Genomic DNA, 26810 nt, shown 5'->3' with positions numbered 1-26810 from the left:
TACAGTATTAACTCCCTATTTAAAGGGACTCTTAAAAACTAAATCAATACTTAAAATCTATAACTAAATCCTGTGTAAACACCTATTATATATGGATTAAAGTTTCCTGAGGTGTCGGAAAATGCATTTAATTGATATTTAAAGGTTGGTTCAAAATTAAAAATTACAGATTCTGAAAATTTATAATTTAAACCCACTCCAAAATTGGCACTAAAACTTAAGTTATTAATATTATTAGCGCTACCAATCTCCATTTTAAAACCATCAAATTCTGATACCAGTTTATTATCATCTAAAACAAAAGTACTTAGACCACCAATTAAGTTTAAACTAAATTGATTGTTTACAACAGCATATTCAATTTCTACAGGGACTTCGTAATACGAAATTCTCTGACTAAGCCCAACATTTTTAATTAAACTAGAGTTGTTGTTACCCAATAGCAAACTATTACTACTTATAATATTAATTGATTGATTATTTTCTGGATTAAAATCTATGTTTCTAATTTCTTTAGGACTTGGGTTGGTGCTAACGTTTTGATACACAATAACGTCGTCTGTGTCGTAGCTTAAATTTAATTTATTAATACCAGATCTAATAGTTAATTTATCATTTAAAGTATAGCCTACTTTTACACCATAACTTGTATTAACCTCACCAGATTTGTTGTTTTTATTAAACTGCTCGTCAATATGAGATCCTTCTCCAAATGCATTGTAATAAACAGGCGCAATGTTAGCATAAACATTCCACCTGTTATTAGCCTCTTCTTCTTTTTCAATAAGATCTTCAGTAGCTTTGTTATTAGCAATAGCATCTTCAATAGAAGGTTTTTGCTGTTGTATAGTGTCCTTTATAGTAGTGTTTGATGCTATGTTTTCTTGTGTTAAAGCTTTAGTTATATGGTCTTTATTTGTAATGTTAATAGGTTGTTTTTCAGAATTCTTCTTATTGTTAACAACAGATTGTTGTAATTGTTTGGTTTGATTATCTGTTGTTATTTTGTTTGATGAAACTGATAAATTATTACTTTGATTATTATAGTTACTGTTTGTTACCTTGTGTTTATTCTGAATAGCATTAGTTACTATAGATGAATTGGTATAGTTTGAAGCTGATTGCTGTTGGATTAAATTAGCATTGTCGTCTTTATTGTTATTACCTTTAGTTGTAGTGTTTTTAGGGTCTTGACTATTAGTAACTATGGTGTTGTTGTCTTTGTTTATAGGTTCTGACACAGTTGTAGTCGCGTTGTTAATAGTGGAATTATTTTGCTGAAGCTTTTGCTTTTCATTTAAAGTTGGGCTTTTTTTTATGGTGTTGTTATTTGGACTTGGATTATCTACTGTTGTTGGTGTATTTACAGCAGAAGGACTACTAAAAAAGGTGTTTCCTATAACGAACAGTAAGATAAACGAGGCTGCAATACCACTTAATTTTAACCACAACGGAAGGATAGCAATAGGCTTGTTGTCTTCCTCTTCTTCTTTTAATTTTGAATGTATATTCTGCCAAACCTTTGGGTCGGGTTTAGCTTCAAAATCCTTGAATTTTTCCTGAAATAGGCGATCTATATTCTTTTTACTACTCATTATAACAATTGGGATTTTTGTCCCGTTTTATAGGCTACTATTTTTTCTTTTAATAATTGTCTAGCTCTAGCTAAATTTGATTTTGTTGTTCCTGTTGTTATTGCAAGCATTTCTGCAATTTCTTTATGCGAATAACCGTCTAATACATATAAATTAAAAACCAAGCGATACCTATCTGGTAGCTCTTGGATGCATTGTAATAAAAAATCTAGACCAACATCATCATCATCAATATCAATGTTTTCATCAACAATAGCTTCTTCGTTAACTATCTCAAAAACTTTTTGACTTCTGTAGCGTTGCATGATGGTATTAATAGTTATTCTTTTTAACCAACCTTCAAAGCTACCTTTATTTTTATATTGTTTTATTTTTGCAAAAATGGTTATAAATGCGTCTTGTAAATTATCTTCAGCTTCAGCATAAGAGTTTGAATACTTTAAGCTTACAGAGAATAATTTGCTTGAAAAAAGCTGGTATAATTCGCTTTGTGCTTTAGTATCATTAGACTTACATTTATGTATGAGTTGTTCTAAACTCAAATTAAAACAAGGTGTTAGTTAATAATTATTTACTCAACAGTAACTTCCATTAATAGGTACATATCTTGGCCATTTTCATCTTCTCCTTGCCAAAATTTAAAGATATGTAATCCAGTAGTATTTGCTTCAAAGTTAAAAGACTTTTGGTCTTCTAGATTTGTTATTTCACAATTACCGTTATCTACTACTGTATTTAAAATAGCAACATGACTTGTATTTCCTTCTAAATCATAATAAATATCATTAAAATAATGACAGTTGGTAGGAGCTAGATAGGTTATATCTATTTGATAGGTTTCGCCTTGTTCAAAATATTCAGGCATAGAGACGCTTACAATTGGTAATACTTCTATGTAGCTATTTATGTTTTCTTCGTTATCAATACTGCAAGAAAAAGTCATAAGTGCTATTAAACAAATAAAATATGGCTTCATTGTTTTGTGTAAACTAACGTTGTTTAAAGTGTAGATGCTTGATAAGTTAAAAGGTTGCGTCTAAAAATAAAAAAATCCCGAATAATCGGGATTTTTTATATTAAAGACTGTCTTTAATGGCTTGTTTGATTTTCTGTTCTAACTCTTCAAATAATTCTGGATTATCTTTAATTATTAGTTTAACAGCATCTCGACCTTGACCAAGTTTAGTGTCTTCATAACTAAACCATGAACCACTTTTCTTGACAATTTCTTTTTCAACTGCTACATCTAATATTTCTCCAACTTTACTTACACCTTCACCATACATAATGTCAAACTCTGCCATTCTAAAAGGTGGAGCTACTTTATTTTTAACCACTTTAACTCTGGTTTTATTACCAAGTACATCTCCATTACTATCTTTTATTTGTGTAGATCGTCTAATATCTAATCTAACAGAAGCGTAAAATTTTAAGGCATTACCACCAGTTGTTGTTTCTGGGTTACCAAACATAACACCAATTTTTTCACGTAATTGGTTAATAAATATAACGGTACAATTAGTTTTACTAATAGATGCAGTTAATTTTCTAAGTGCTTGAGACATTAATCTTGCATGAAGTCCCATTTTAGAGTCTCCCATTTCACCTTCAATTTCACTCTTAGGCGTTAAAGCTGCAACCGAGTCAATTACGACTATATCAATTGCTCCAGATCTAATTAAATTGTCAGCAATCTCTAAAGCTTGCTCACCATTATCAGGCTGAGATATAATTAAGTTATCAATATCAACACCTAATTTTTGTGCATAAAATCTATCAAAAGCATGTTCTGCATCAATAAAAGCTGCAATACCACCAGCTTTTTGCGCTTCTGCTATAGCGTGTAATGTTAATGTTGTTTTACCAGAAGATTCTGGTCCATATATTTCAATGACTCTTCCTCTAGGGTAGCCACCAACTCCTAAAGCAATATCTAAACCTAAAGATCCTGTAGGGATAGCTTCTACATCTACTACTGCAGCATCACTCATTTTCATTACTGTTCCTTTACCATAAGCTTTATCTAACTTGTCTAAAGTTAGTTGTAATGCTTTTAGTTTTGCTTCGTTTTCTTTACTCATCGTCAATAGTTTATTAAAAATTCTATGCTAAAATACTACTTTTTTTAACGAATTTTAATTTTATGACGCAACCTTTTTAAAGTTTTTGCATCTACTTATTGAAGTGGAAAAAATATGCTATGAAAAAGAAAATTTAATCCGCTTTTAAAATGTTAATCCTTTAACAATTAGAGGTATGAGATATTTAAAAAGACTAGTATTCACAAAAGCATTAGGCGTTTCAGTTGTTGTTTTACTTAATAGTAACTGTAAAGCCGATGGAGGTTAGCTCGTAACATTTTTTAATTAATATTAAAAAATTATTAACGAGTTAGTCTATTAAAAGTCCTTTGCAAAGCGCAAGGGACTTTTTTTTGGTTGTCAATTGGCTAATTCATTTTAAATAATACCTTTGCAAAAACTTTTTATTAACACTTAAAACTAAGTATAGCATGCAACTGTACAATAAATTAAGCGCTATTGAAAGAGCAGAACTTATAGAAAAAGCTGGAAAAGACCGTCTAACGTTATCTTTTTATCAGTATGCTCAAATTAGCAATCCACAACAATTAAGAGACCAATTATTTATTAAATGGGATAGTTTAGACGTCCTAGGTCGTATTTATGTCGCTACCGAAGGGATTAATGCACAACTATCGCTACCAGCAGATCAATTTGATGCCTTTAAAAACCATTTGGATAGCATCGATTTTTTAAAAGATGTTAGATTAAATATAGCAGTAGAACAAGACAACATGTCTTTTTTAAAGCTAAAAGTTAAAGTGCGAGATAAGATAGTAGCAGACGGATTAAATGACGATACCTTTGACGTTACCAATAAAGGTGTACACTTATCGGCTAAAGAGTTTAACGACATGTTAGCAAATCCAAACACAGTATGTGTAGATATGCGTAACCATTATGAAAGTGAAATTGGGCATTTTGATGGTGCAGTAACTCCAGATGTTGATACTTTTAGAGAATCTTTAGATATAATCGAAGCGGATTTACGCGAGCATAAAGAAGAAAAAAACCTACTAATGTATTGTACAGGAGGAATCCGTTGCGAAAAAGCAAGTGCTTACTACAAACATAAAGGATTTAAAAATGTCTATCAATTAGAAGGTGGTATTATTGAATACACTAGACAGGTTAATGAAGAAGGTATTGATAATAAATTTATAGGAAAAAACTTTGTGTTTGACGAGCGTCGCTCAGAAAAAATTAGTGATCATGTCATTGCAAAATGTCACCAATGTGGTACCTCATGTGATACACATGTAAATTGTGCTAATGATGCTTGCCATTTACTATTTATACAATGCGAAGCTTGTAAAACCGAAATGGACAACTGCTGTTCTACAGCATGTAAAGAAATACATGCTTTACCATATGAAGAGCAAAAACAACTAAGAAAAGGACAAGGTAATAGTAACGATATCTTTAAAAAAGGACGTGCCGATCATTTACCATACAAAAAAGATTTGCGAAACATTTTTGAGACCTTTAAAAAGTAAAGACACTATTAAAATATTGCAAAAAGCGTGGTAAATTTTACCACGCTTTTTTTATATTTTAAAGTCACCTAAATAATCTTATCTTTACAAATTAACAAGAGTTGGTATGCGCTTGCGCAAAAACAACTAATTATTAATCTTCATCTTTGGGTTAACACCTTAAGATTCAATATATACATATAAATAGTATGGCTTGTCAAAGTTGCGCTACAGGAAAAGACGGACAACCAAAAGGTTGTAAAAATAACGGAACATGTGGTACAGATAGTTGCAATAAATTAACCGTGTTTGATTGGTTAGCAAATATGTCTGTCCCAAATGGCGAAAAACCATTTGATTGGGTAGAAGTTAGATTTAAAAACGGACGTAAACATTATTATCATAATTCAGAAAATTTAACACTAAGTATTGGTGACATTGTAGCTACTCAAGCTCAATCTGGTCATGATATTGGTATGGTTACCCTTACGGGAGAATTGGTTCGCGTTCAAATCAAACGTAAAAAAATAGATACTAAAAACGATGTATTAAAAATATACCGTAAAGCCTCTCAAAAAGATATAGACATTTGGAGCGAAGCTCGTGATAAAGAAGAACCTATGAAGGTTAAAGCACGACAATTTGCTATAGATTTAAAACTCCAGATGAAAATTTCTGATATCGAGTTTCAAGGTGATAGTAGTAAAGCCACATTTTATTACACAGCTGAAGAGCGCGTGGATTTTAGAGAGCTAATTAAAATATACGCCAGAGAGTTTAGAATTCGTATCGAAATGAAACAAGTCGGTTTCCGTCAAGAAGCCTCTAGACTTGGTGGTATAGGATCTTGTGGTCGTGAGTTGTGTTGTTCGACTTGGTTAACAGATTTTAGATCTGTAAGTACAAGTGCAGCACGTTACCAACAATTATCGCTTAATCCTCAAAAATTAGCAGGTCAATGTGGTAAACTTAAGTGCTGTTTAAATTACGAGTTAGATTCTTACTTAGACGCCTTAAAAGCATTTCCAAAACCAGATACTAAATTATACACAGAAAAAGGGACTGCTGTGTGTCAAAAAACAGACATCTTTAAAGGACATATGTGGTATGCTTATGAAGGAGAATGGATGAATTGGCACCTTATTACTACAGACCAAGCTAGAGAAATTATTGCAATAAATAAAAAAAGAGAAAAGGTTGCAAGCCTTGAAGAATACGCTGTAGAGCTGCTTGTAGATACTAAAACAGAGTTTGAAAACGTTGTAGGTCAAGATAGTTTAACACGTTTTGATAGTCCAAAAGGCAATAAAAAACGTAAAAACAATAGAAGTAGAAATAAAAAGCCAGTTCATAATAAATCAGAAGTTAAAACTAATGATGGCAAAAAAGCTAAACCTAATAAAAGAGTTAGCACAAATAAGAAAAATCAAGTAGGTAACAATAACCAACCAAATAGTAAAAATCAACCTAATAAAAATCAGGCAAACAGTGCTAAGCCAAAACCTAAACCTAGGCCAAAACGTAAGCCAAATAAGAAAAGACCTGAAAACAATAACAATCAAACTAATGAAAATAAGTAAAATTGTAGTTGTTTTATTACTAGTGTTGCTGTCGTCTTGTGATGATAAAGCGGTGTTTGATCAGTATAAAAGTGTATCAACATCTTGGAATAAAAAAGACATAGTTAATTTTAAAATAAACGCACCAGATTCAATCAATCCTTATAACTTATTTGTTAACGTTAGAAATACTAATGATTATAAATACAGTAATTTATTTTTAATTGTCGAAATGAATTTCCCTCACGGAAAAACCTTAACAGATACTTTAGAGTATGACATGACTAAAAAAAATGGCGAATGGTTAGGCGAAGGGTTGTCGTCCGTAAAAGAAAATAAATTGTGGTATAAAAAAGGTGTTATTTTTAACGAAAGTGGCACGTATAACGTTAACATACAACAAGCAATGCGTAGTAATGGAGAGGTTAATGGTGTCGTTAATCTAGAAGGTATTACAGACGTAGGATTTAGAATAGAAAAAACAGAATAATCAAGTCAGATAGATATGGCAAAAACAAAAAAAGCAGAAGCAACAAACTTTGATAAGTATATTAGATGGTTTTGGATGCTGTTTTTAGGAGGTTTATTATCAGTAGTGTTATTGTTTCTACTAGCATCTTGGGGAGTGTTAGGCGAAATGCCAGATCACACACAATTAGAAAATCCAAAAACAAACTTAGCTACAGAAATTATTTCATCTGACGGAAAAACATTAGGTAATTTTTATTTTCGTGATAATAGAACACCAGTTAGTTTTGACGAGTTACCAGAGCATTTAGTACAAGCATTAATTGCAACAGAAGATGTAAGGTATATGGAGCATTCTGGTATTGATGGACGTGGTACTTTACGTGCAGTTTTAAAGCCTGGAAGTGGAGGAGCAAGTACAATTACGCAACAATTGGCTAAGCAACTATTTACAAAAAGAGCCTCTAGCAATAAAGTAAAAAGAGTCCTTCAAAAATTTAAAGAATGGATTATAGCAATACGATTAGAGCGTCAATATACTAAAGAGGAAATTATTGCTCAATATTTAAATATTGTGGATTTTGATAATAATGCAGATGGGATTCGCTCAGCTTCAAGGATTTATTTTGGAGGTAAAGAGCCTAAAGAGTTAACACTTAAAGAGTCTGCAATGATTGTTGGGATGCTTAAAAATCCATCACTTTTTAATCCACTTAAAGATAAGGGACAACGTGCAATTAGGACCAAACAACGTAGAAATACGGTGTTTGACCAAATGGCTAAATATGGTTATATAACAGACGTACAAAAAGATTCGCTTCAAAAAACAGATTTAGGTATAAATTATACGCCTGATAGTCATAGTTCAGGATCTGCAACTTATTTTAGAGGTTATCTAACAGAATTTATGAAAGAATGGATCGCAGATCCAAAAAACAGAAAAGCAGATGGCTCTAAGTATAGTTTGTATAATGATGGTTTAAAAATCTATACAACCATAGACTCACGCATGCAAAAATATGCTGAGCTAGCTGTTGCTAGACATATGCCAAGACTTCAGGCAGAGTTTTTTAATCAAAATACACCAGAGCGAAATAAAACTGCTCCTTTTTTAGATTTATCATCAGATGAAGTTGATAAGTTATTAAATACAGCAATGAAACGTGGTGAGCGTTGGAGAATCTTAAAAAATGCTGGTAAAAATGATAAAGAAATTAGAGCGTCTTTTTATAAGCCAGCTCAAATGACCCTTTTTAAATGGGAAAAAGATGGTAGTCCAGGAGAATTTGATACCATAATGAAGCCTATTGACTCTATGCGTTATTACAAGTCTTTCCTGCACCCAGGAATGATGAGTATGGATCCACAAACTGGTCATGTTAAAGCATGGGTTGGTGGTATGAATTATAGACATTTTCAATACGATCACGTAAAACAGGGTAAACGTCAAGTAGGGTCTACATTTAAGCCTTTTGTTTATGCAACAGCAGTAAATCAATTGCATATGTCACCATGTGACAAATTACCATTAGCACCTTTAACTATTGAGGCTAATAAATATGGTAATCCAGAGCCTTGGGCTCCTAAAAATGATGATAATAATTATAGTGGAGACCTAACATTAAAGGAGGCTTTAGCAAAATCTGTAAATACAATTACAGCAAGGTTAATGGATAAAGTTGGTCCACAACCAGTTGCCGAATTAGCTAAAAATTTAGGAATAACATCAGACATACCATTAGTACCTTCTATTGCATTAGGTACACCTGACATTAGTGTGTATGAAATGGTAGGTGCATATTCCGCTTTTGCTAACCAAGGAGTTTACACAAAACCGGTTATGGTAACGACAATAGTTGATAAAAATGATACAGTTTTATATCAATTTGTACCCGAAACTAAAGATGTTTTAAGTGAGGAAACAGCATATGTAACCGTTAAGTTAATGGAAGGTGTTACACAATCGGGATCAGGATCAAGATTACGTAGAACATGGATGCCTAAAACAGGTGTGTATCCAGAAATTATTACAGGTTATCCTTATGAGTTTAAAAACCCAATAGCAGGTAAAACAGGTACCACGCAAAACCAGTCAGATGGTTGGTTTATGGGAATGGTACCAAATTTGGTAACAGGTGTCTGGGTTGGAGCAGAAGATAGAGCTGTTCATTTTAAAAGTATTACTTACGGTCAAGGAGCAGCTATGGCATTACCAATTTGGGGCATGTACATGAAAAGTTGTTACGAAGATGAAACTCTAGACGTCTCTCAAGGTAGTTTTACACGTCCTTCAGAATTATCTATCGCAGTAGATTGTGAAGGATATGTTCCAGATGGAGGAGATTCACAAGGATTAGATTTATTAGATGACGAAGTCCCAGATGAGTTAGAAATGTAACTTATAATATATCTTTAAAATTAAAAGCCATTCTCTTCAGAATGGCTTTTTTATTTATTAAATTTAAACCACAAAAAATTAGAAAATAATGATTCTAAAAACAGTTAATTCAGTTTCAGATGCGTTAGAAGGCGTACAAGATAATATGACCTTTATGTTAGGGGGTTTTGGACTTAGTGGTATTCCTGAAAATGCTATAGCAGAGTTGGTAAAACGTAATGTAAAAGGTGTGACTTGTATTTCAAATAATGCAGGTGTTGACGACTTTGGTTTAGGTTTGCTACTTCAAAAAAAGCAAATAAAAAAAATGGTATCCTCTTACGTAGGAGAAAATGATGAGTTTGAAAGACAAATGTTGTCTGGCGAATTAGATGTAGAGCTAATTCCGCAAGGGACATTGGCTGAGCGTTGTCGTGCTGCTCAAGCAGGTTTTCCAGCTATTTTTACACCAGCAGGTTTTGGTACAGAAGTGGCCGAAGGTAAAGAAACCAGAGAGTTTGATGGTAAAATGTATGTGCTAGAACACGCTTTTAAAGCAGACTTTGCTTTTGTAAAAGCTTGGAAAGGTGATGCAGCGGGAAATTTAATATTTAAAGGTACAGCTAGAAACTTTAACCCTTGTATGGCTGGAGCAGCTAAAATTACTGTTGCTGAGGTTGAAGAGTTGGTTCCAGTTGGTGAGTTAGATCCTAATCAAATACACATTCCAGGTATATTTGTACAACGTATTTTTCAAGGTGAAAAATATGAGAAAAGAATTGAGCAAAGAACAGTTAGATAAAGAAGTTAAAGACATACAATATGTTAGATAAAACAGGAATAGCAAAGCGAATAGCTAAAGAAGTACAAGATGGCTACTATGTTAATTTAGGAATTGGTATTCCAACCTTAGTTGCCAATTATGTGCGTGATGATATAGAAGTTGAATTTCAATCAGAAAACGGAGTTTTAGGAATGGGACCTTTTCCGTTTGAAGGCGAAGAAGATGCAGATATTATTAATGCAGGAAAACAAACCATTACAACATTACCAGGAGCTAGTTTTTTTGACTCTGCAATGAGTTTTTCTATGATTAGAGGACAACACGTAGACTTGACTATTTTAGGCGCAATGGAAGTTGCAGAAAATGGTGACATTGCTAACTGGAAAATACCTGGCAAAATGGTTAAGGGTATGGGAGGAGCTATGGATCTGGTTGCAAGTGCAGAAAATATTATTGTAGCAATGATGCATACCAATAGAGCAGGAGAGTCTAAACTGCTTAAAAAGTGCAGTCTTCCATTGACAGGAGTTGGTTGTGTTAAAAAAATCGTTACCAATTTAGCTGTTATTGAAGTTACAGATAAAGGATTTAAATTATTAGAACGAGCTCCAGGCGTGTCAGTAGAGGACATTAAAAAAGCTACAGAAGGTCATTTAATTATTGAAGGTGACATCCCAGAAATGGATATATAATAATGCAAATTAAGACCTTAAGTAATCAGTTTATAGACTATCATTATGTATTAGACAGAAATTATGATCTAATTGAAGATCGGTTTTTAAAAAACGTAACCATTGCTTTAGATTTTTTGGTAAAAAGTAGTGCGCTTACCATTACTTTTATAGAGGATAATCAAACGCATAGTATTGATGTCATTGATGTTTTAGTGGCAGATACAGATAATAGTATTACTATAGTTCCTGCAGAGAAAAATGCTTATAGTCCAGCGCATAATACTATTTTGTTTTATGATACTCATGGAGTAGTGTTTAGAAAAAATCATAAAAAAAGATGGTTCAAACGTAATAAAGGATACAATTCTCCTGTATCCTTATTATCCCATGAATTAATCCATTGTTATAACGAGTTGTACGACACAGAAGATTACTTGTCTAGAAAAAGAAACCATAAGTCTAAAGGTCAAAAAATAGATGCAGATGGACGCGATTTGTCGTTTCCAAATGCTGAGGAGGTTTTTGTAATTAAAATGACTAACCAAGTGGCAGCTAGATTAGGTGAGGATAAACGATCTAATTATGGTAGAAGTTACTATCCTACTAGAGGTGTTTTGACTACTAAGCCAGCTAAAAAGACAAAGTAAAAAGTCCAATAAACGCACTAAATGTTAAAATTAAGTGCATTTCATCGAATAATTATGCTTTTTGTCTGATTATTATGAAAAGAGGTTGTATGTTTACAATCCCAAACCTAACCATTAGAAATAACCCAAGTCTACCATGACTTAATCTATTTTTAATACTTTTTTGTTTCAAATTTATCAAAAACTTAACCTACTATGTTTTTTAAGAATTTAAGAAAAGGATTTAAAAATGCTGTTAATTTTATTAGCAGCGTTTTCTATTTAACCAAAAAAGTATTTATGCTATAGTCCCTTTGGGATAGCAGCAATTAGCTTTTTTGTATAGGCTTTTTGAGGTGTGTTGTAAATAATATCAGCATCAGCTAATTCTTCAATTTCACCTTTATTCATAACTAATAATTGATCACTCATGTATTTTACAACTGCTAAATCATGAGAGATAAATATGTAAGTAAAACCAAACTTTTCCTTTAATTCATTTAATAAATTTAATACTTGTGCTTGTACAGAAATATCTAGAGCAGATACGGACTCGTCACATACTATTAATTTAGGTTGTAAAGCAATTGTGCGTGCAATACCTACACGTTGTCTTTGTCCTCCAGAAAACTCATGTGGATATCTATTAAAGGCTGTAGCATCTAATCCAACACGATTTAATAACTCTAAGGTTTTATCTTTTCTTTCTGTATCAGATGCATACAATTTATGCACTTTCATAGGTTCCATTATAGCATTACCAACAGTAAGCCTTGGGTTTAATGACGCATAGGGATCTTGAAAAATTATTTGAATATCTTTTCTAATAGCTATTGTTTCAGCTTTGGTTAAATTGGTAATGTCCTTACCTTTATATAATATCTGACCTTTAGTAGCTTTATCTAATAACAAGATGGCATTTCCTAAGGTAGATTTTCCGCAACCAGACTCGCCAACTAGACCTAAAGTTTCACCTTCATACAAATTAAAACTAACATTATTAACTGCTTTAAATGTTTCTGCTTTAGCAAAAAAACCTGATTTAGAAATGTATTCTTTTTCAAGATTTTTAACTTCTAATAAAGGAGGTTTTGCGTATATTTTTTTATGCTGAATTTGACGCATATTACTAGTCACTACTACTTCCGAAACTTCATTTTTTAATACGTCTGCTATAGTTGGTAACGTTTTAAGTCTAACGTCTAAAGATGGTCTAGATTTTATAAGTGCTTTTGTATAATTGTCTTTTGGGTTGTTAAAAATAGAGTTAGCCGTATTTTGTTCTACAATTTGTCCTTTATACATAACAAGTACTCGGTCTGCAATTTCAGAGATTAAACTTAAATCGTGAGTAATAAAAATAATACTCATTTTAGTTTCGGTTTGCAGCTCTTTTAAAAGACTAATTATTTCTTTTTGGACAGTAACGTCCAAAGCAGTTGTTGGTTCGTCTGCAATTAATAATTGAGGTTTGCAGGCTATAGCCATAGCAATCATAACACGTTGTTTTTGTCCACCAGAAATTTCATGTGGATAAGCTTTATAAACGCGTTCAGGATTTGGAAGTTTTACTTTGTTAAGTAATGCTAATGTCTCAGCCTTAACTTGTTTTTTTGATAAATTGGTATGTCGAAATAAAACCTCTTCTACCTGTTTACCACAGGTCATAGATGGGTTTAGAGAACTCATAGGTTCTTGAAAAATCATTCCAATTTTAATCCCTCGTATGGTTTGTAGTTGTTTATTATTTAAAGTAGTCAAATCTTTATTGTCAAAAACAATACTACCTGAAGTAAATTTAAAAACAGATTTTGGTAATAGGCCTAAAATAGCTAATGACGATACAGATTTACCAGAACCAGACTCTCCAACTATTCCAACAATCTCATTTTTATTAATATGGTAGGAAATGTTGTTGATAATGGTCTTGTAATCAGACTCCTTTTTTACGTTAATAGTTAGACTGTCAGTTTTAAGTAAAATCTCGCTCATATAGAGTAAAAGTAATTAATTTCTTTCAATTGATTGTGGGTATAACCACACTTAAAAGCGAATGTTTTTAAATAACCTGTTTTTAATCGAAAAAGAAACTGTAACAAATGATTTATTGTTAAAATTTTAATAATTTAACCACCAAATTGATAATTATTACCTTAATCCATTAATTAATTAGCATGAAAAAAACAATTACTTTATCATTATTAAGTTTTTTATTAACGCTTTCTGTTTTTGCTCAGCAAGATAGAAATTGTTCTACAATGGAGAACTTAGAACACAGAAAACAATTAGATCCAACCTTAGAGCAAAGGATGGAACAGATTGAAGCTTTTACACAACAGCGTATAGCGCAATCTCAAAATGCGCGAATAGATGGTAGTATTATTACAATACCAGTTGTTGTGCATGTATTATATAGAAATAGTACAGAAAATATTAGCGTAGCGCAAATCCAATCGCAAATTGATGTTTTAAACGAAGATTTTAGACGTACCAATCCTGATGCTGATAATACGTGGTCTCAGGCAGCAGATTCTGAAATTCAGTTTTGCTTAACAACCATTGATCCTAACGGAAATGCAACAACAGGTATTACTAGAAAACAAGTTACACGCCAAGATTGGGGAACATCAGATGACATGAAACGAACGTCTACTGGTGGTGTTAACCCATGGAATACTAGTGAGTATTTAAACATGTGGATTGTACCACAAATGACAAGTGGAGGAAATACCATTTTAGGATATGCTCAATTTCCTGGTGGTAGTGCTGCAACAGATGGTGTTGTTATGGGATATAATTATTTTGGTAGAGTTGGTAATGTTAGCGCTCCTTTTGATGGAGGAAGAACAACAACTCACGAAGTTGGTCACTTTTTAAATTTACGTCATATTTGGGGAGATTCTAATTGTGGTAACGATTTTGTAAGCGATACACCAACACACCAAACATCAAATGGTGGTTGTCCAGTAGGAAAAGTATCTTGTGGATCTACAGATATGGTACAAAACTATATGGATTACACCAATGACTCTTGTATGAATTTATTTACACAAGGACAAAAAGCACGTATGAGAGCAACTTTACTTAGTGGAGGACCTCGTGCAGCTTTAGGATTATCAGATAAGTGTGGAGGAGGTGGAACAACACCAACTTGTACAGATGGTGTTCAAAATGGTGACGAAACTGGAGTGGATTGTGGTGGATCTGCATGTACACCTTGTACAACAGGTACACAATATTGTGCTTCTCAAGGGAATAGTGTAAGTGACGAGTATATTAGTCGTGTTCAAGTAGGATCTATTAACAATGCCTCAGGAGCGCAATTATATTCAGATTTTACTAACATAACGACTAATTTGACTAAAGGATCTTCTAATACTATAACTATTACGCCAACTTGGACAGGTACTACATATGCAGAGGGTTATGCAGCTTGGATTGACTATAATAACGATGGTGATTTTACAGATTCAGGAGAGCAAATTTTCTCTAAAGCAGCATCAACAGCAACTCCAGCTAGTGGAAGCTTTACAATACCAAGTAGTGCTGTTACAGGTAGTACAAGGTTAAGAGTATCTATGAAATATAACGCAGTACCTACATCTTGTGAAACTTTTTCTTATGGAGAAGTTGAAGATTATACAGTAAATATTACTGTTGGAGCTGCAGATACAGTTAAGCCAGTTATAACTTTAATAGGAGGATCTACAATTAACTTAACCGTTGGAGATACATATACAGAACAAGGTGCTACTGCAACAGATAATGTTGATGGAAATATAACATCAAGTATTGTAATTTCTGGTACAGTAAATACTAACTCAGCAGGTACATATACAAGAAACTACAATGTTAGTGATGCGGCAGGTAATGCAGCAAATCAAGTATCTAGAAGTATTGTAGTAAGTCCAGCAAGTACAACAGGTTGTTCTGGAGCAATTTCTTCATTTCCTTATAATGAAGGTTTTGAATCTAGTTTTGGATCATGGACTCAAGGAAGTGGTGACGATTTTGATTGGACAAGAAGAAGTGGATCTACGCCTTCAAGCAGTACAGGTCCATCAAGTGCAAGTGAAGGGTCTCAATATGTTTACATGGAGTCTTCAGCACCAAATTACTCTACTAAGCGAGCTATATTAGTGTCTCCTTGCTTTAACTTGTCTGGAATAAATAACGGAAACTTTAGCTTTAAATACCATATGTATGGTACATCTGCTATGGGAAGTTTAAGTTTAGCAATTAGTACTAACAATGGATCTACTTGGTCTACTGTATGGACAAGATCAGGTAATCAAGGTAATTCTTGGTTAGATGCCAACGTAGATTTGTCTTCTTACTCAGGAAATTCAGTTAGATTAAGATTTGATGGAACAACAGGTACTACTTGGCAAGGTGATATGGCAGTTGATGCTATAAGTTTAACTAATGGATCTGCAGATAAGTGTGCAGGAGTTGCAGAATACAATGGTAGCCAATCTTACTCAGTGGGAGATCAAGTAACCTATTTAGGTAATTTATATGAAAGAACAGCAAGTGGATGGGTTAATTTAGGTGCTTGCGGAACAGCAAGAACATCTAACGAAGGTTTTGTACAACATTTAGGCGTTGAAATCTCTGTTTATCCAAATCCTGTAAAAGGCAATGCTGTTTTTGTTAAATCAAATGTAGATAACTTACCATTTACTGTAGTAAATATGTTAGGACAACATGTTGCTAAAGGTATTACAACATCCAATGGTATTAATGTTAGTCAACTTGAAGCTGGTTTATATTTAATTCAGTTTGAAGTAAATGATACTATTGAAACTAGAAAGTTTATAAAGCAATAACAATTAGTCTTAATTAATCAATCAATTTTTTATTGCTAAAAGCCTCAACGAAAGTTGAGGCTTTTTATTTATTTGTGTTTTTTAAACATGAATAATTTCATCATCGGTAAGAATGGAATCGCCTCTTAAGCGCAAAAATATTTGAGCTACAGCAATGGTATCTTTTTCGCAATAAATAATAATACGATCAATGTCATTGTCTACATAATATGTTTTGTAAACTTCGCTGCCATCAATATCATCTTTTGGACTTGGTATACCTAAAACGTTAGTCATTAACTTTAATGATGTATAGGTTTTGTAGTCACCAAATTTCCATAATTCCATAGTGTCTAAGTGCGGAATTTCCCATGGTTTTTTACCAAAAAGATTTAATTTATAAGGTAATTCTATGTTATGGATAATCATACGTCTAGCGATGTATGGAAAGTCAAACTCCTTACCATTATGTGCACAAAGTAGGTGTTTGGCTTGACTAAAATGAGAAATTAAAAGGTTTTTAAATTCGACTAAAAGTTTACGTTCTTCACCATAAAAAGAGGTTGTCCTAAATAGACGCGTATCACCTTGGATGGTAAAATAGCCAACCGAAATACATATAATTTTTCCAAACTCTGCCCAAATTCCAGCACGATCGTAAAACTCTTCAGCAGTAAACTCTTCTTTACGTTGGTAACGTGATTTGGCGTCCCAAAGGTCTTGCTTAGTTTTATCTAAATCAGAAAAATGTTGTGTCTCTGGAACAGTTTCTATGTCCAAAAACAAGATATTTTCAAGGTTGAGTTTGGTAATCATAATACCTTAGTTTTTCATATTAAGCATTTTATAAGCTTCATCAATGTATAAAGTAATATCATTAGTAAATACACCAACACCTTCATCTGGTGATTTTTGATGCCCTAATCTTACAATAATTACATTGTCATCCGGTTGCACAATAACGTACTGTCCCAAATGACCACGCATCATAAAAAAGTCTTTTTCATTTTGGGTTTTTAACCACCAACCATAGCCATATTCTGGACTAGCTGCAAAACGAGGTTTTAGGGATTTTGCTACAAAAGCCGAATCTAATACTTGTTTTCCATTCCATTTTCCATGGTCTTTGTATAGTTTACCAAATCTTGCAAAATCTTTAGCATTACTAGCAATACAGCAGTAGGCTTTTACTAAATCATGGGTTTCGCTATCGACTTGCCATAACGTTTCGTTTTCACTTCCTAATGGTTTCCAAAAGCTTTCGGTTAAATAATCGTACATTTTTTTACCTGTTGCTTTTTCAATAACCATAGCTAACATTTGTGTATCACCACTAGCGTATTTAAAAGCTTGACCTGGTTGGTCTACAACTTTTAAACCATTCATAACTTTAGCTAAGTCATCGTCAAAATAAGCACGTGTTGTAATAGATAAAGGGGAATAGTATGCTTCATCCCAATTGGTACCAGAGGACATGCTAGATAAATCTCCAACAGTCATTTTTGCTGCATCACCATCACAAAAGGCTGGTAAAAAGTCACAAACTGGTTGGTCTAAACTTTTAATGTAACCTTCCATTATAGCTTTTCCCATAAGTCCTGAGACATAGCTTTTAGCCATAGAAAAGGAGTTGGACTTGGAATCTTTATTGTAACCATCGTAGTAGTTTTCAAACCAAATACTATCATTTTTAATTATGACGTAAGCTATTGTTCCCCAATCTTTGTTTGCTTTGTCTAGTGTTGAGGTTTCTTTAACCGAATTATAATCCTTGTGATTAGGCCAAGGTTGAGGTGTACCATTTTCTACCACTTGGTTATCAAACTTTTTGTAGTCATCTAAAAATGCTGTTGTGTATCCACGCATATATATGGTGCGTACAGCCTTAATTAGATAATCTGTGTCTGTTATGTAAAGGGTTGCGATTAGTAATCCAAATAGAACTACAAGCACTTTTAAAAGCTTTTTTAAAAATTTCATTTTATTTAATTAGTTTAGAACTTAAATATAATGAAATAATAAATTAATGCTAGTTATTTTGCTTTTCTTGCAGCTAGTTTTTGTTTGTAGTATGTTTTTTGTGCGATGTATAGCGTTTTTGAAAATTCTGCAATAACTTCAGCTTTGGTATTTACCAATTGCATTGTTTTGATAATATCAACTTGTTGTTCTGTTTTTAATTGATTTTTTAAGGCTTCGATTTCTTCTTCTGTAAAAACAAATTCGCCATAAATTGTGCTTTTACCAGGACGTTTGTATTTGGCAGTAACCGCTTTGTCCCAAACCACATAGTCGTCACCTAAAATTTGAATTAGTTGTATCATGTAAATAGGATCTGTAGCAGATAACATACTACCACCAAACATGGATCCAGCGTAATTGCGGTTTTTATAGTTAAGTTTTAAGCGTATTTTGACGTAGTGTAAATCGTCGCTAACCTCTGTAAGTCTTGCGGTTGTGCGTCTATACATTGGTGACCAGTTAAAACCGTATTTATATATTGTTGCTGGTTTAACAAAACGTGTTAAAAATTGGGTTACTACTTTGTACATTAAAATAAAGATTGCTGTTTATATGGGCTTTCATGATCTAACAACCATTGTTTGCGGTGTAAACCTCCTGCATATCCTGTTAAGCTTCCGTCTGTACCTATAACCCTATGACATGGTATTATAATCCATAATGGATTTTTACCATTAGCGTTAGCAACTGCTCTGATAGCTTTTGGGTCTCCTAGTTGTTTTGAGAGTTGAAGATAAGAAGTGGTTTTGCCAAACGGGATAGTTTGTAAGCTTAGCCAAACACGATTTTGAAAATCTGTACCTTTTGGGTTTAGCTTTAAGCTGAATTGTTCTCGCGAACCTTCAAAATATTGGTTAAGCTGAAGCACACAGTCTTTTAAAGTTTTAGGTATTTTAACTGAAACTTTTTCTTCTGAATTTAAAACGATTACTGATGCAATACCATTAACATCACCTGTTATTTTAGTAAAACCTAAAGGCGATTTGATAATGCATGTATCCATTTATTATTCAGGATTATTTTCGTCTATGATACCCAATTTTTTTGCACGCGCTTCCCAGCTTTTTCTTGCTAAGTTTTGTAGGTCACTAACATTATCGCTTTCGTCCATAATTTCCATACCTAAAAGTGTTTCTATGACATCTTCCATAGTAACAATTCCGCTAACAGATCCATACTCGTCTACCACTAAAGCCATGTGGTTTCTAGTTTCAACAAGTTGCTCAAAAAGTGTTGGGATAGGTAAGTTACGGTCTACAATTATAATGTCTCGTTTTAATTCGATTAACTTTTTGGATCCATTACCTAAAGCCATTTCTTTAAAAATTTCGTCTTTTAAAACTAAACCTTTTATGTTATCTTCAGTTTCAGAATATACAGGAATTCTTGAAAAACGAAGGTTCATGTTTCTGTTAAAAAAATCTTCGACAGTTGTGTTTTCGTTTTCAGATTGCATTACAGTACGTGGTGTCATTACATTTTTAGCAAAGACCTCTTTAAAGGTTAAAAGGTTTTTAATAATTCGGCTTTCGTTTCCTTCAAAGACACCTTCTTCATGTGCCATATCAGCCATGACCAAAAATCCTTCGCGACTTAACACGCTACCATGACCTTTACCACCAATTAACTTTGTTGTAAGTTGCATGACCCATAACAAACCTGTCCATTTTAATGGGAAAATTAAAAGATTAAGTGCTGTTGTTGTAAAACCAGCTAAACTTTTCCAGTAGGTTGCACCAATGGTTTTTGGGATAATTTCTGAAGCAACTAATATTAAAATAGTCATAACTGCAGACACTATAAATACTCCGTATCCATCACCACTTCCGTAAAGTCCTTCAGCTTCTTTACCAACTAAAATGGCACCAACTGTATGTGCGATTGTGTTTAGGGTTAAAATAGCAATTAAAGGTCTATCTACATCTTTTTTTAGTTCTTCTAAGTTTTCGGCGAAAGCCTTCCCTTCTTGTTTTTTCACATTAATAAATGTGGGTGTAACGCTTAAAAGCACTGCTTCTAAAATAGAACATAAAAACGAAAAAAAGATTGATATAACTCCGTAAAATAATAATAATCCCATGGATAGATTTTTAATTAGTGTGATACAAATTTACGATAATAATTTAATTAGTTACCTTGAAATAAAAGTTGTAATTATTAATAGTTTAAGGGTTGTATAGAGTGGTTAAAGCGTTTTGTTGTTAGTTTTTTTTAACGTCTTAAGGTAAAATGCGATTTAAATTCGCGTTCTATATTGTCCTGATCCAAAAATTCTACTTTAAACCAGTAGTCAGAAGCAGGTAATAATGTTCCGTTATATTTTCCGTCCCATCCTAAACCTTTAGGATTAACCGTTGTTAAAAATTTACCATGTCTATTAAAGATGTAAATTTTTGGTTGTATTAATTTTTCTACTCCTATAATCTGCCAATTATCATTATGACCATCATTATTAGGTGTAAAAAAATGCATGTAATCTATCAAAGTTTTGTCTATAGTTACCTGTCCACAACCATTAAAGTCTGTAATAGTAAAACTGTGGTGTCCTGCAGAAATATCATTAAATATTGGAGAGTTTTGATTGGTTTGATTGTCTATATTATAAACATAATCACCATGACCTGTAGTTATGATTTCTATAGTATGATTTTCAGAAAAAGGTTCTGATATAATTTCTACCTCAAGAGTTTTAGGTGGTCCAGACGGAAACACATTTGCTTGATTGGTATATGCGCATTGTGTAGCTAAACTAGTAGCTGTCACTGCGTACAATCCGTAATTATTAGCTATTAAATAACTTCCGCTTTCTCCTGGCATTAAGTTACCTTCAAAATACCACTCAAATGTATAGTTTGCGCTTGATAAATTTGTTGATAGTACAGCAGGACTATAATCTGTGTTTACAGTATCATCAATATTTACGCAAATTATAGCATCATTAACACTAAAAGTTGGCGGTAAATTTATGGTTACTGTAAAAGGAATATAAGAATAACAAAAATGACTTAAATCTGTTTTTTTTGCGTAGAGTGTAAAACTATTTAATCCAGATGTTGTATAAGCTGTTGTATTTAGGTTAACACCATTAATAGCATCTTGTTCTGTTAAATGATAAGTTATTTGATAGTCTAAGGGATTATCTGGACCTAATATAAAAGTATTATTTGAAGATAAATCTATTGATGTAACGTAATCGTAATCCTGATCGCAATAAAACTGTGGTGGTATGCTATAAGCTGTTGGTATTGCTGGACCTAATACTTCTACAATTTGATTGCTTGCAGTATAGCATCCATATTGTTCTAAAATAAAATCTGAATATATACCTCTATCTAGGTTTAATAAATTTATTTCGCCATTAAAATTTGCAGTATACTCCTCTGGACCATAAAAAGTTGTGTTGTCTAAAGTGTAAGATACTAAGTAGTTTGTATAAGGTGTTAAGTTTTGAATGTTAATTTGTGCATCAAAACTTGCACAATTACTTAAGTCTACATGGGTTAAATTAAAATTTGGTGGTACAGGGTCTGATAGCTCAAAAAGCGTGTTTATGTTGGTGTCACAACCTGCAAAATTTATTGTCACATCAGAGTATATTCCGGAATCTAAATTGCTAATTTCAATATCACCTAAAGTATCTGCAATAAAAGTTTGACTAGGTATTAGTACACCATCATCTTTGTAACTTATTACATAGGACTCTCCAGCGGTTAATCCAGAAAAAATAATTTTTCCATCAGTGCCATCACATATGGATGGGTTTTCTTTAAAAATATTTACAATTAAAGGAATGAAAGATTCTTCAATTTCTTTAAGAATATAATAATAAGTGAATTTTTTTGCTTCGTTTGGTGCAATATCACCCAAATTAAATGCAATCGAGATTGCTACATCTTCATCAAGTGTTAGGTCTCCTTCTGCACCAGAAAACGTCATTCCGTTCCAAATTTCTGTAGCACTTCTGTTATTAAAACCACCAAAAGAAACTCTTGCTAATTCATCTTTGCAGAAAAAACTAACGTTAGACCCATCCATGTCTTCAGGAATTAAAAGAGGTGCTTGAGAGGCTGTTACTAAGCTAATGTTATCTACTGCAGAACTTGCTTGTGACACAATCTCGATATCTGTAGAGTGTTCTCCACTTAATGTAACATTATTATCGGGATCTACGTTGTGCATAAAGAAAACACTAGGCTTAACTACATTTGAAATGTTTTTAATAGTTGTGGACATTTGAATAAATAGTCCATCTTTGGTTACACTATAATATCTTTTTATATTTAAACCATCAACATTTCCTTCCCAAAATATTTGAGCAGTATCATCAAAACAATCGGATGATATCACATTAACGCCTTTAACCTCTCCTGGTATTTGAAATAAAGAAGAGTTATTGTTGTTATTATAATTTATCCCATTTATCGATACACAAAAACCCTCTTCTGGATCTCCTGGCGTAAAAAAATCTCCATCATAATCTACCCATCCATCTGCTAAAGGGTTTGCGATAAACCCAAAGAGGTTATTTATATCTGACTCTCTGTTATCATGAAACGAAGCAGGTTTGTTATATGTGCTTGCTCCATAAACACCTTTAGCATTTATGCCAATTTCAACGTAATCTCCTTTTGCCCAGCCTTCGCCAGAAATCAAATGGGTTTCTAATTGTGCGTAAGTAATGTTGGTTAGACATAAAGCACAAATGAATAATAAAAATTTAAATCTTAATATCATTTAATAGCGTGATTTTAGACTTTGTTAAGATATATTATTAATAATTTTTACAACGTCTTTAGCAAAATAACTTGCAATTACATCTGCACCAGCACGTTTAATAGCTGTAACTTGTTCCATCATTACAGCATCGTGATCCAACCAACCTTTTTCGGCAGCAGCCTTAAGCATTGCATACTCTCCAGAAACTTGATATACAGCAACAGGTACATCAACTTCGTTTTTAATTTCTCGGACAATATCTAAGTAGCATAATCCTGGTTTTACCATTACAATATCTGCTCCTTCATCTATATCCATTTCAGTTTCGCGTAGTGCTTCAAAGCGATTAGCATAATCCATTTGGTAGGTTTTTTTATCCTTAGGAATATCTTGTGCATCTACTGGAGCTGAGTCTAACGCATCACGAAAAGGACCATAAAAAGCTGAGGCATATTTAGCTGAATAGCTCATGATACCTGTGTCTGTAAATCCTTGGTCTTCCAAAGCTTCGCGAATAGCTAAAATACGACCATCCATCATGTCACTTGGTGCAACAAAATTTGCTCCAGCTTCAGCATGTGATATACTCATTTCTGCTAAAACATCTACCGTGTCATCGTTAACAACTATTCCGTTTTCTATAATTCCGTCGTGTCCATAAACAGAATAAGGATCTAGTGCAACATCTGTCATTACTAGCATATCTGGACATACATTTTTAACTGTTTTTATAGCACGTTGCATTAATCCATCTGGATTTATAGCTTCAGTCCCTTTATTGTCTTTTAAATGGTCTGGAACTTTTACAAATAGTAATACCGATTTTAAGCCTAGTTTCCAAAGTTCTTTTACTTCGGCTTGTAATAAATCTAAGCTGTAACGATAGTAGTTTGGCATAGATGCAATTTCTTCTTTTATACCTTTTCCTTCGACAATAAAAAGTGGTACTAAAAAATCGTTTGGAGAGATTATAGTTTCTCTTACTAAGCTTCTAATCGCTTCGTTTGTTCTTAATCTTCTATTTCTTTTAATTGGATACATATTATTTTTAGTTTTTGGCATAACCTAAGTAATACCATTTGTTGTTTTGTTTTATAAAAGCAGATTTTTCGTGAATAATATCTACTTTACCATTTTCATAAAAATAGGCGTTAAAGGTAACTGTACCTTCTTTATCGTTTACTAATCCTTTAGTGGTGTCTTGTACTTCTAACTTTATCCACTCTACTGATTTTGCCCATTTTACAATCGCTTTTTTTTGGGATTTTGGTCTGGTTGATTTATGGTGAGTTTGCATTAAATAATCGCCATTTGCTAATACAAATGCACTATATCTAGAACGCATTAATTGTTCTGCTGTTTCGGTTTGTCCATTATTTAAATGAAAGACTTCACAACAGGTTTTATAATGCTTAGTATTTCCGCAGTAGCAATTCATTTTAGACCCAATCTTTAGGGTTTTGCAATATTTTAATTAACCTTTCCTCTTCGCTACCAGCTTCTGGATGATGGTCATAAACCCATTGTACATGAGGCGGAAGACTCATTAAAATACTCTCTATTCTACCATTGGTTTTTAAACCAAAAAGGGTTCCTTTATCATGCACTAAGTTGAACTCTACATATCGACCACGACGTATTTCTTGCCAATCACGTTGTGCTTTGGTGTAATCTAATTCTTTTCTTTTTGCTACAATAGGTACATATGCTTCTAGGAAACTATCACCAACTTCTGTTACAAAATCGTACCAGTTTTGCATGTTCATGTCTTCTGAAGCTTTGCAGTAATCAAAAAATAAACCTCCAATACCACGTCCTTCATTACGATGTGAGTTGTAAAAATACTCGTCACAACGTGCTTTATATTTTGGGTAAAATTCTGGGTTATGCTTATCGCAAGCTGTTTTACAAGTTTGATGGAAGTGTGTTGCATCCTCATCAAATAAGTAATAAGGTGTTAGGTCTTGTCCGCCACCAAACCATTGGTCTACAATATTTCCGTCTTTGTCATACATTTCAAAATAACGCCAATTTGCGTGTACAGTAGGCACCATTGGATTTTTAGGGTGTAAAACTAGACTTAATCCACAAGCAAAAAAATCGGCATCTTCAACACCAAAATATTTTTGCATGCTGTCTGGTAATTTACCATGAACTCCGGAAATATTAACACCACCTTTTTCAAAAACATTTCCGTTTTCTATAACTCGTGTGCGTCCTCCACCACCTTCTGGTCGTTTCCAAATGTCTTCTTGAAAGGTTGCTTTGCCATCTATTTTTTCTAATCCAGCGGTTATGCTGTCTTGTAATTGGTGTATGTATTCAAAAAATTTATCTTTCATTGTATAATTCATATAACTCCATATCAAGAGGTTTTTCGCCAATTGGAGTAAATTCGTTTTTTAAGGTTTTAATCCATTTAAAACTATTGTTATTTGCCACTTTAACACTGCTAATATTGTCTTTAAAAACGATGATTTGTAGTGTGTTTAAATCTAGATTTTTAAAGGCGTAAGATGATAATGCAGCAACAGACTTTGTGATTAGTCCTTTGCCTTGAAAGTTGTAATCAATGCAATAAGCAAACTCACCTTGTTTGATGTGATGGTCCACTTCTTTTATATAAATTAGTCCTACTAAATCTCTAGTCTCAGCATTTTTTAAAGTGAATAAAAACTCTTCTTTATTATTAAATTGTTTTACTTTTTTATCTACAAATAGTTGTGATAAAGTCGGTGTTAGATTTTGCTCTAATGTTTTAGGAAAATAACGTTTTAACCTATCTTGATTAGTAACCATGAAATCACAAATTTTCCATGCATCTCCATTGTGGATGGGATTGATTTCAAAATCATCAAAAGTTGCAATCATTAGATTAGGTTTTGATTTTCGGGTTTAAGACGTTTTACAGTGCTGATTGTTCCTGCTGTTACACTTAAGGGTAGTACTAAAATTACACCAATTATTGGAATAAATAAAAACAGGATAAAAACTAGTCCGTTACCTATAGCTAGTCCACGATTAGCTCTAACAAATTTTACACTGTCTTTGTAATTAAAATGACGCTCCAAGGTGTAATCCATATTACCAAAACCAGCATAATAGGATTGTATGATTATTAATAATGCTGTAGAAAAGATATTAATTACAGGAATAAATTTAAGAAGTAAAATTGGAATGGTAATTAGTAGCTCGCGACCTAAATTTCTGATGTTAATTCTAATCCCACGCCAAAGTTGCTCTTGAAACGATGTTTTTCTGTGATTGTGTTTAACTATACCTGTTAAATGCGTTTCTATTTTTTCTGACACAGGACTCATAAATGGAGCCGATAATGCCATAATAATGTGTTTGTAAAGGATTATGCCTAATGCTATAATAATTATAGCACCAAGGACTGTAGATATGGTTGTAAAGGTTTGTTTACCCCATTCCCAAAACCAAATTTTTGCGATAAACTGTCCAATATTATCGGATAGTCCATAAGCGGTAAAACCAATGATAGTTGCAGTTAGAATACTAATAACAATAGGAATAAAAAAATACTTCCAAAGTTTAAGTTTTGAAATTAGTGCAAATGCACCAGAGTATCCGTTTATTCCTTTTATTATGTTTTGTATCATTT

The 26810-nt window shown here is 32.9% G+C and carries 24 protein-coding genes; 8 read left to right on the top strand and 16 right to left on the bottom strand.

Annotated elements, in window-relative coordinates; genetic code table 11:
* Positions 1–50: 50 nt before the first annotated feature.
* From M890_RS0104815 to recA, 4 genes are all read right to left on the bottom strand, one after another.
* A complete protein-coding gene (locus M890_RS0104815; RefSeq protein ID WP_028282445.1) occupies positions 51–1595 on the bottom strand; it encodes a hypothetical protein in 1545 nt (514 codons plus the stop codon).
* Positions 1595–2137 (bottom strand): RNA polymerase sigma factor, encoded by a 543-nt coding sequence (locus M890_RS0104810; RefSeq protein WP_028282444.1) that lies wholly within the window; start codon positions 2135–2137, stop codon positions 1595–1597. The genes M890_RS0104815 and M890_RS0104810 overlap by 1 nt, the downstream gene beginning before the upstream one ends.
* A gap of 29 nt (positions 2138–2166) precedes the next feature.
* On the bottom strand, positions 2167–2571 hold the full coding sequence (locus M890_RS0104805; protein ID WP_028282443.1) for a hypothetical protein: 405 nt from the start codon (positions 2569–2571) through the stop codon (positions 2167–2169).
* 100 nt (positions 2572–2671) lie between these two features.
* Positions 2672–3676 carry a recombinase RecA gene (gene recA, locus M890_RS0104800; RefSeq protein WP_028282442.1) on the bottom strand — a complete coding sequence of 335 codons (1005 nt, stop codon included), beginning with the start codon at positions 3674–3676 and terminating at the stop codon, positions 2672–2674.
* A 431-nt stretch (positions 3677–4107) separates the two neighbouring features.
* On the opposite strand from recA, the gene trhO reads away from it, so the two are divergent.
* The 7 genes from trhO to M890_RS0104765 all read left to right on the top strand — a co-directional run bounded on the left by trhO (position 4108) and on the right by M890_RS0104765 (position 11660).
* Entirely contained in the window at positions 4108–5172 is a 1065-nt protein-coding gene (trhO, locus tag M890_RS0104795) for an oxygen-dependent tRNA uridine(34) hydroxylase TrhO (protein WP_028282441.1), read from the top strand.
* 188 nt (positions 5173–5360) lie between these two features.
* Positions 5361–6731: a PSP1 domain-containing protein gene (locus tag M890_RS0104790; protein WP_028282440.1), complete on the top strand. Its 1371-nt coding sequence runs from the start codon at positions 5361–5363 to the stop codon at positions 6729–6731.
* The gene (locus tag M890_RS0104785) at positions 6718–7200 is read left to right on the top strand and encodes a gliding motility lipoprotein GldH (protein WP_028282439.1); all 483 of its coding nucleotides are present in this window, start codon (positions 6718–6720) and stop codon (positions 7198–7200) included. The genes M890_RS0104790 and M890_RS0104785 overlap by 14 nt, the downstream gene beginning before the upstream one ends.
* 15 nt (positions 7201–7215) lie before the next feature.
* Positions 7216–9576, top strand: coding sequence for a penicillin-binding protein 1A (locus tag M890_RS0104780; protein WP_028282438.1), 2361 nt, complete (start codon positions 7216–7218; stop codon positions 9574–9576).
* Positions 9577–9664: 88 nt separating this feature from the next.
* Positions 9665–10357, top strand: a complete 693-nt coding sequence (locus M890_RS0104775; protein WP_028282437.1) for a CoA transferase subunit A — start codon at positions 9665–9667, stop codon at positions 10355–10357.
* A gap of 20 nt (positions 10358–10377) precedes the next feature.
* Complete coding sequence (locus tag M890_RS0104770; protein WP_028282436.1) at positions 10378–11031, top strand: CoA transferase subunit B; 654 nt, start codon at positions 10378–10380, stop codon at positions 11029–11031.
* A gap of 2 nt (positions 11032–11033) precedes the next feature.
* Complete coding sequence (locus M890_RS0104765) at positions 11034–11660, top strand: hypothetical protein (RefSeq protein ID WP_028282435.1); 627 nt, start codon at positions 11034–11036, stop codon at positions 11658–11660.
* 282 nt (positions 11661–11942) lie between these two features.
* On the opposite strand, the gene M890_RS0104755 is transcribed toward M890_RS0104765, so the two are convergent.
* Positions 11943–13631 (bottom strand): ABC transporter ATP-binding protein, encoded by a 1689-nt coding sequence (locus M890_RS0104755; protein WP_028282434.1) that lies wholly within the window; start codon positions 13629–13631, stop codon positions 11943–11945.
* A 182-nt stretch (positions 13632–13813) separates the two neighbouring features.
* On the opposite strand from M890_RS0104755, the gene M890_RS0104750 reads away from it, so the two are divergent.
* Positions 13814–16468, top strand: coding sequence for a GEVED domain-containing protein (locus M890_RS0104750; RefSeq protein WP_028282433.1), 2655 nt, complete (start codon positions 13814–13816; stop codon positions 16466–16468).
* A gap of 81 nt (positions 16469–16549) precedes the next feature.
* On the opposite strand, the gene M890_RS0104745 is transcribed toward M890_RS0104750, so the two are convergent.
* From M890_RS0104745 to M890_RS0104695, 11 genes are all read right to left on the bottom strand, one after another.
* Positions 16550–17263 (bottom strand): 3'-5' exonuclease, encoded by a 714-nt coding sequence (locus tag M890_RS0104745; RefSeq protein ID WP_028282432.1) that lies wholly within the window; start codon positions 17261–17263, stop codon positions 16550–16552.
* 6 nt (positions 17264–17269) lie between these two features.
* Positions 17270–18427, bottom strand: coding sequence for a serine hydrolase domain-containing protein (locus M890_RS0104740; protein WP_028282431.1), 1158 nt, complete (start codon positions 18425–18427; stop codon positions 17270–17272).
* Positions 18428–18480: 53 nt separating this feature from the next.
* Entirely contained in the window at positions 18481–18999 is a 519-nt protein-coding gene (locus M890_RS0104735) for a DUF4442 domain-containing protein (RefSeq protein WP_028282430.1), read from the bottom strand.
* Positions 18999–19472 carry a methylated-DNA--[protein]-cysteine S-methyltransferase gene (locus M890_RS0104730; RefSeq protein ID WP_028282429.1) on the bottom strand — a complete coding sequence of 158 codons (474 nt, stop codon included), beginning with the start codon at positions 19470–19472 and terminating at the stop codon, positions 18999–19001. Before M890_RS0104730 ends, M890_RS0104735 begins: the two co-directional genes overlap by 1 nt.
* 3 nt (positions 19473–19475) lie before the next feature.
* The gene (locus M890_RS0104725; protein ID WP_028282428.1) at positions 19476–20549 is read right to left on the bottom strand and encodes a CNNM domain-containing protein; all 1074 of its coding nucleotides are present in this window, start codon (positions 20547–20549) and stop codon (positions 19476–19478) included.
* A 131-nt stretch (positions 20550–20680) separates the two neighbouring features.
* Positions 20681–23203 (bottom strand): T9SS type B sorting domain-containing protein, encoded by a 2523-nt coding sequence (locus M890_RS0104720; protein WP_028282427.1) that lies wholly within the window; start codon positions 23201–23203, stop codon positions 20681–20683.
* A 24-nt stretch (positions 23204–23227) separates the two neighbouring features.
* Positions 23228–24226, bottom strand: a complete 999-nt coding sequence (gene hemB, locus M890_RS0104715) for a porphobilinogen synthase (RefSeq protein WP_028282426.1) — start codon at positions 24224–24226, stop codon at positions 23228–23230.
* 7 nt (positions 24227–24233) lie between these two features.
* The gene (locus tag M890_RS0104710; protein WP_028282425.1) at positions 24234–24623 is read right to left on the bottom strand and encodes a YchJ family protein; all 390 of its coding nucleotides are present in this window, start codon (positions 24621–24623) and stop codon (positions 24234–24236) included.
* Position 24624: 1 nt separating this feature from the next.
* Positions 24625–25527: an oxygen-dependent coproporphyrinogen oxidase gene (gene hemF, locus M890_RS0104705; RefSeq protein ID WP_028282424.1), complete on the bottom strand. Its 903-nt coding sequence runs from the start codon at positions 25525–25527 to the stop codon at positions 24625–24627.
* Complete coding sequence (locus M890_RS0104700) at positions 25517–26056, bottom strand: GNAT family N-acetyltransferase (RefSeq protein ID WP_028282423.1); 540 nt, start codon at positions 26054–26056, stop codon at positions 25517–25519. The genes hemF and M890_RS0104700 overlap by 11 nt, the downstream gene beginning before the upstream one ends.
* Positions 26056–26808 carry an EI24 domain-containing protein gene (locus M890_RS0104695; RefSeq protein ID WP_028282422.1) on the bottom strand — a complete coding sequence of 251 codons (753 nt, stop codon included), beginning with the start codon at positions 26806–26808 and terminating at the stop codon, positions 26056–26058. Before M890_RS0104695 ends, M890_RS0104700 begins: the two co-directional genes overlap by 1 nt.
* Between the last annotated feature and the right edge of the window lie 2 nt (positions 26809–26810).

The sequence above is a fragment of the Olleya marilimosa CAM030 genome, from assembly GCF_000518485.1.
GTDB classification, from domain to species: domain Bacteria; phylum Bacteroidota; class Bacteroidia; order Flavobacteriales; family Flavobacteriaceae; genus Olleya; species Olleya marilimosa.
This window is presented reverse-complemented; position numbering and strand designations above follow the sequence as displayed.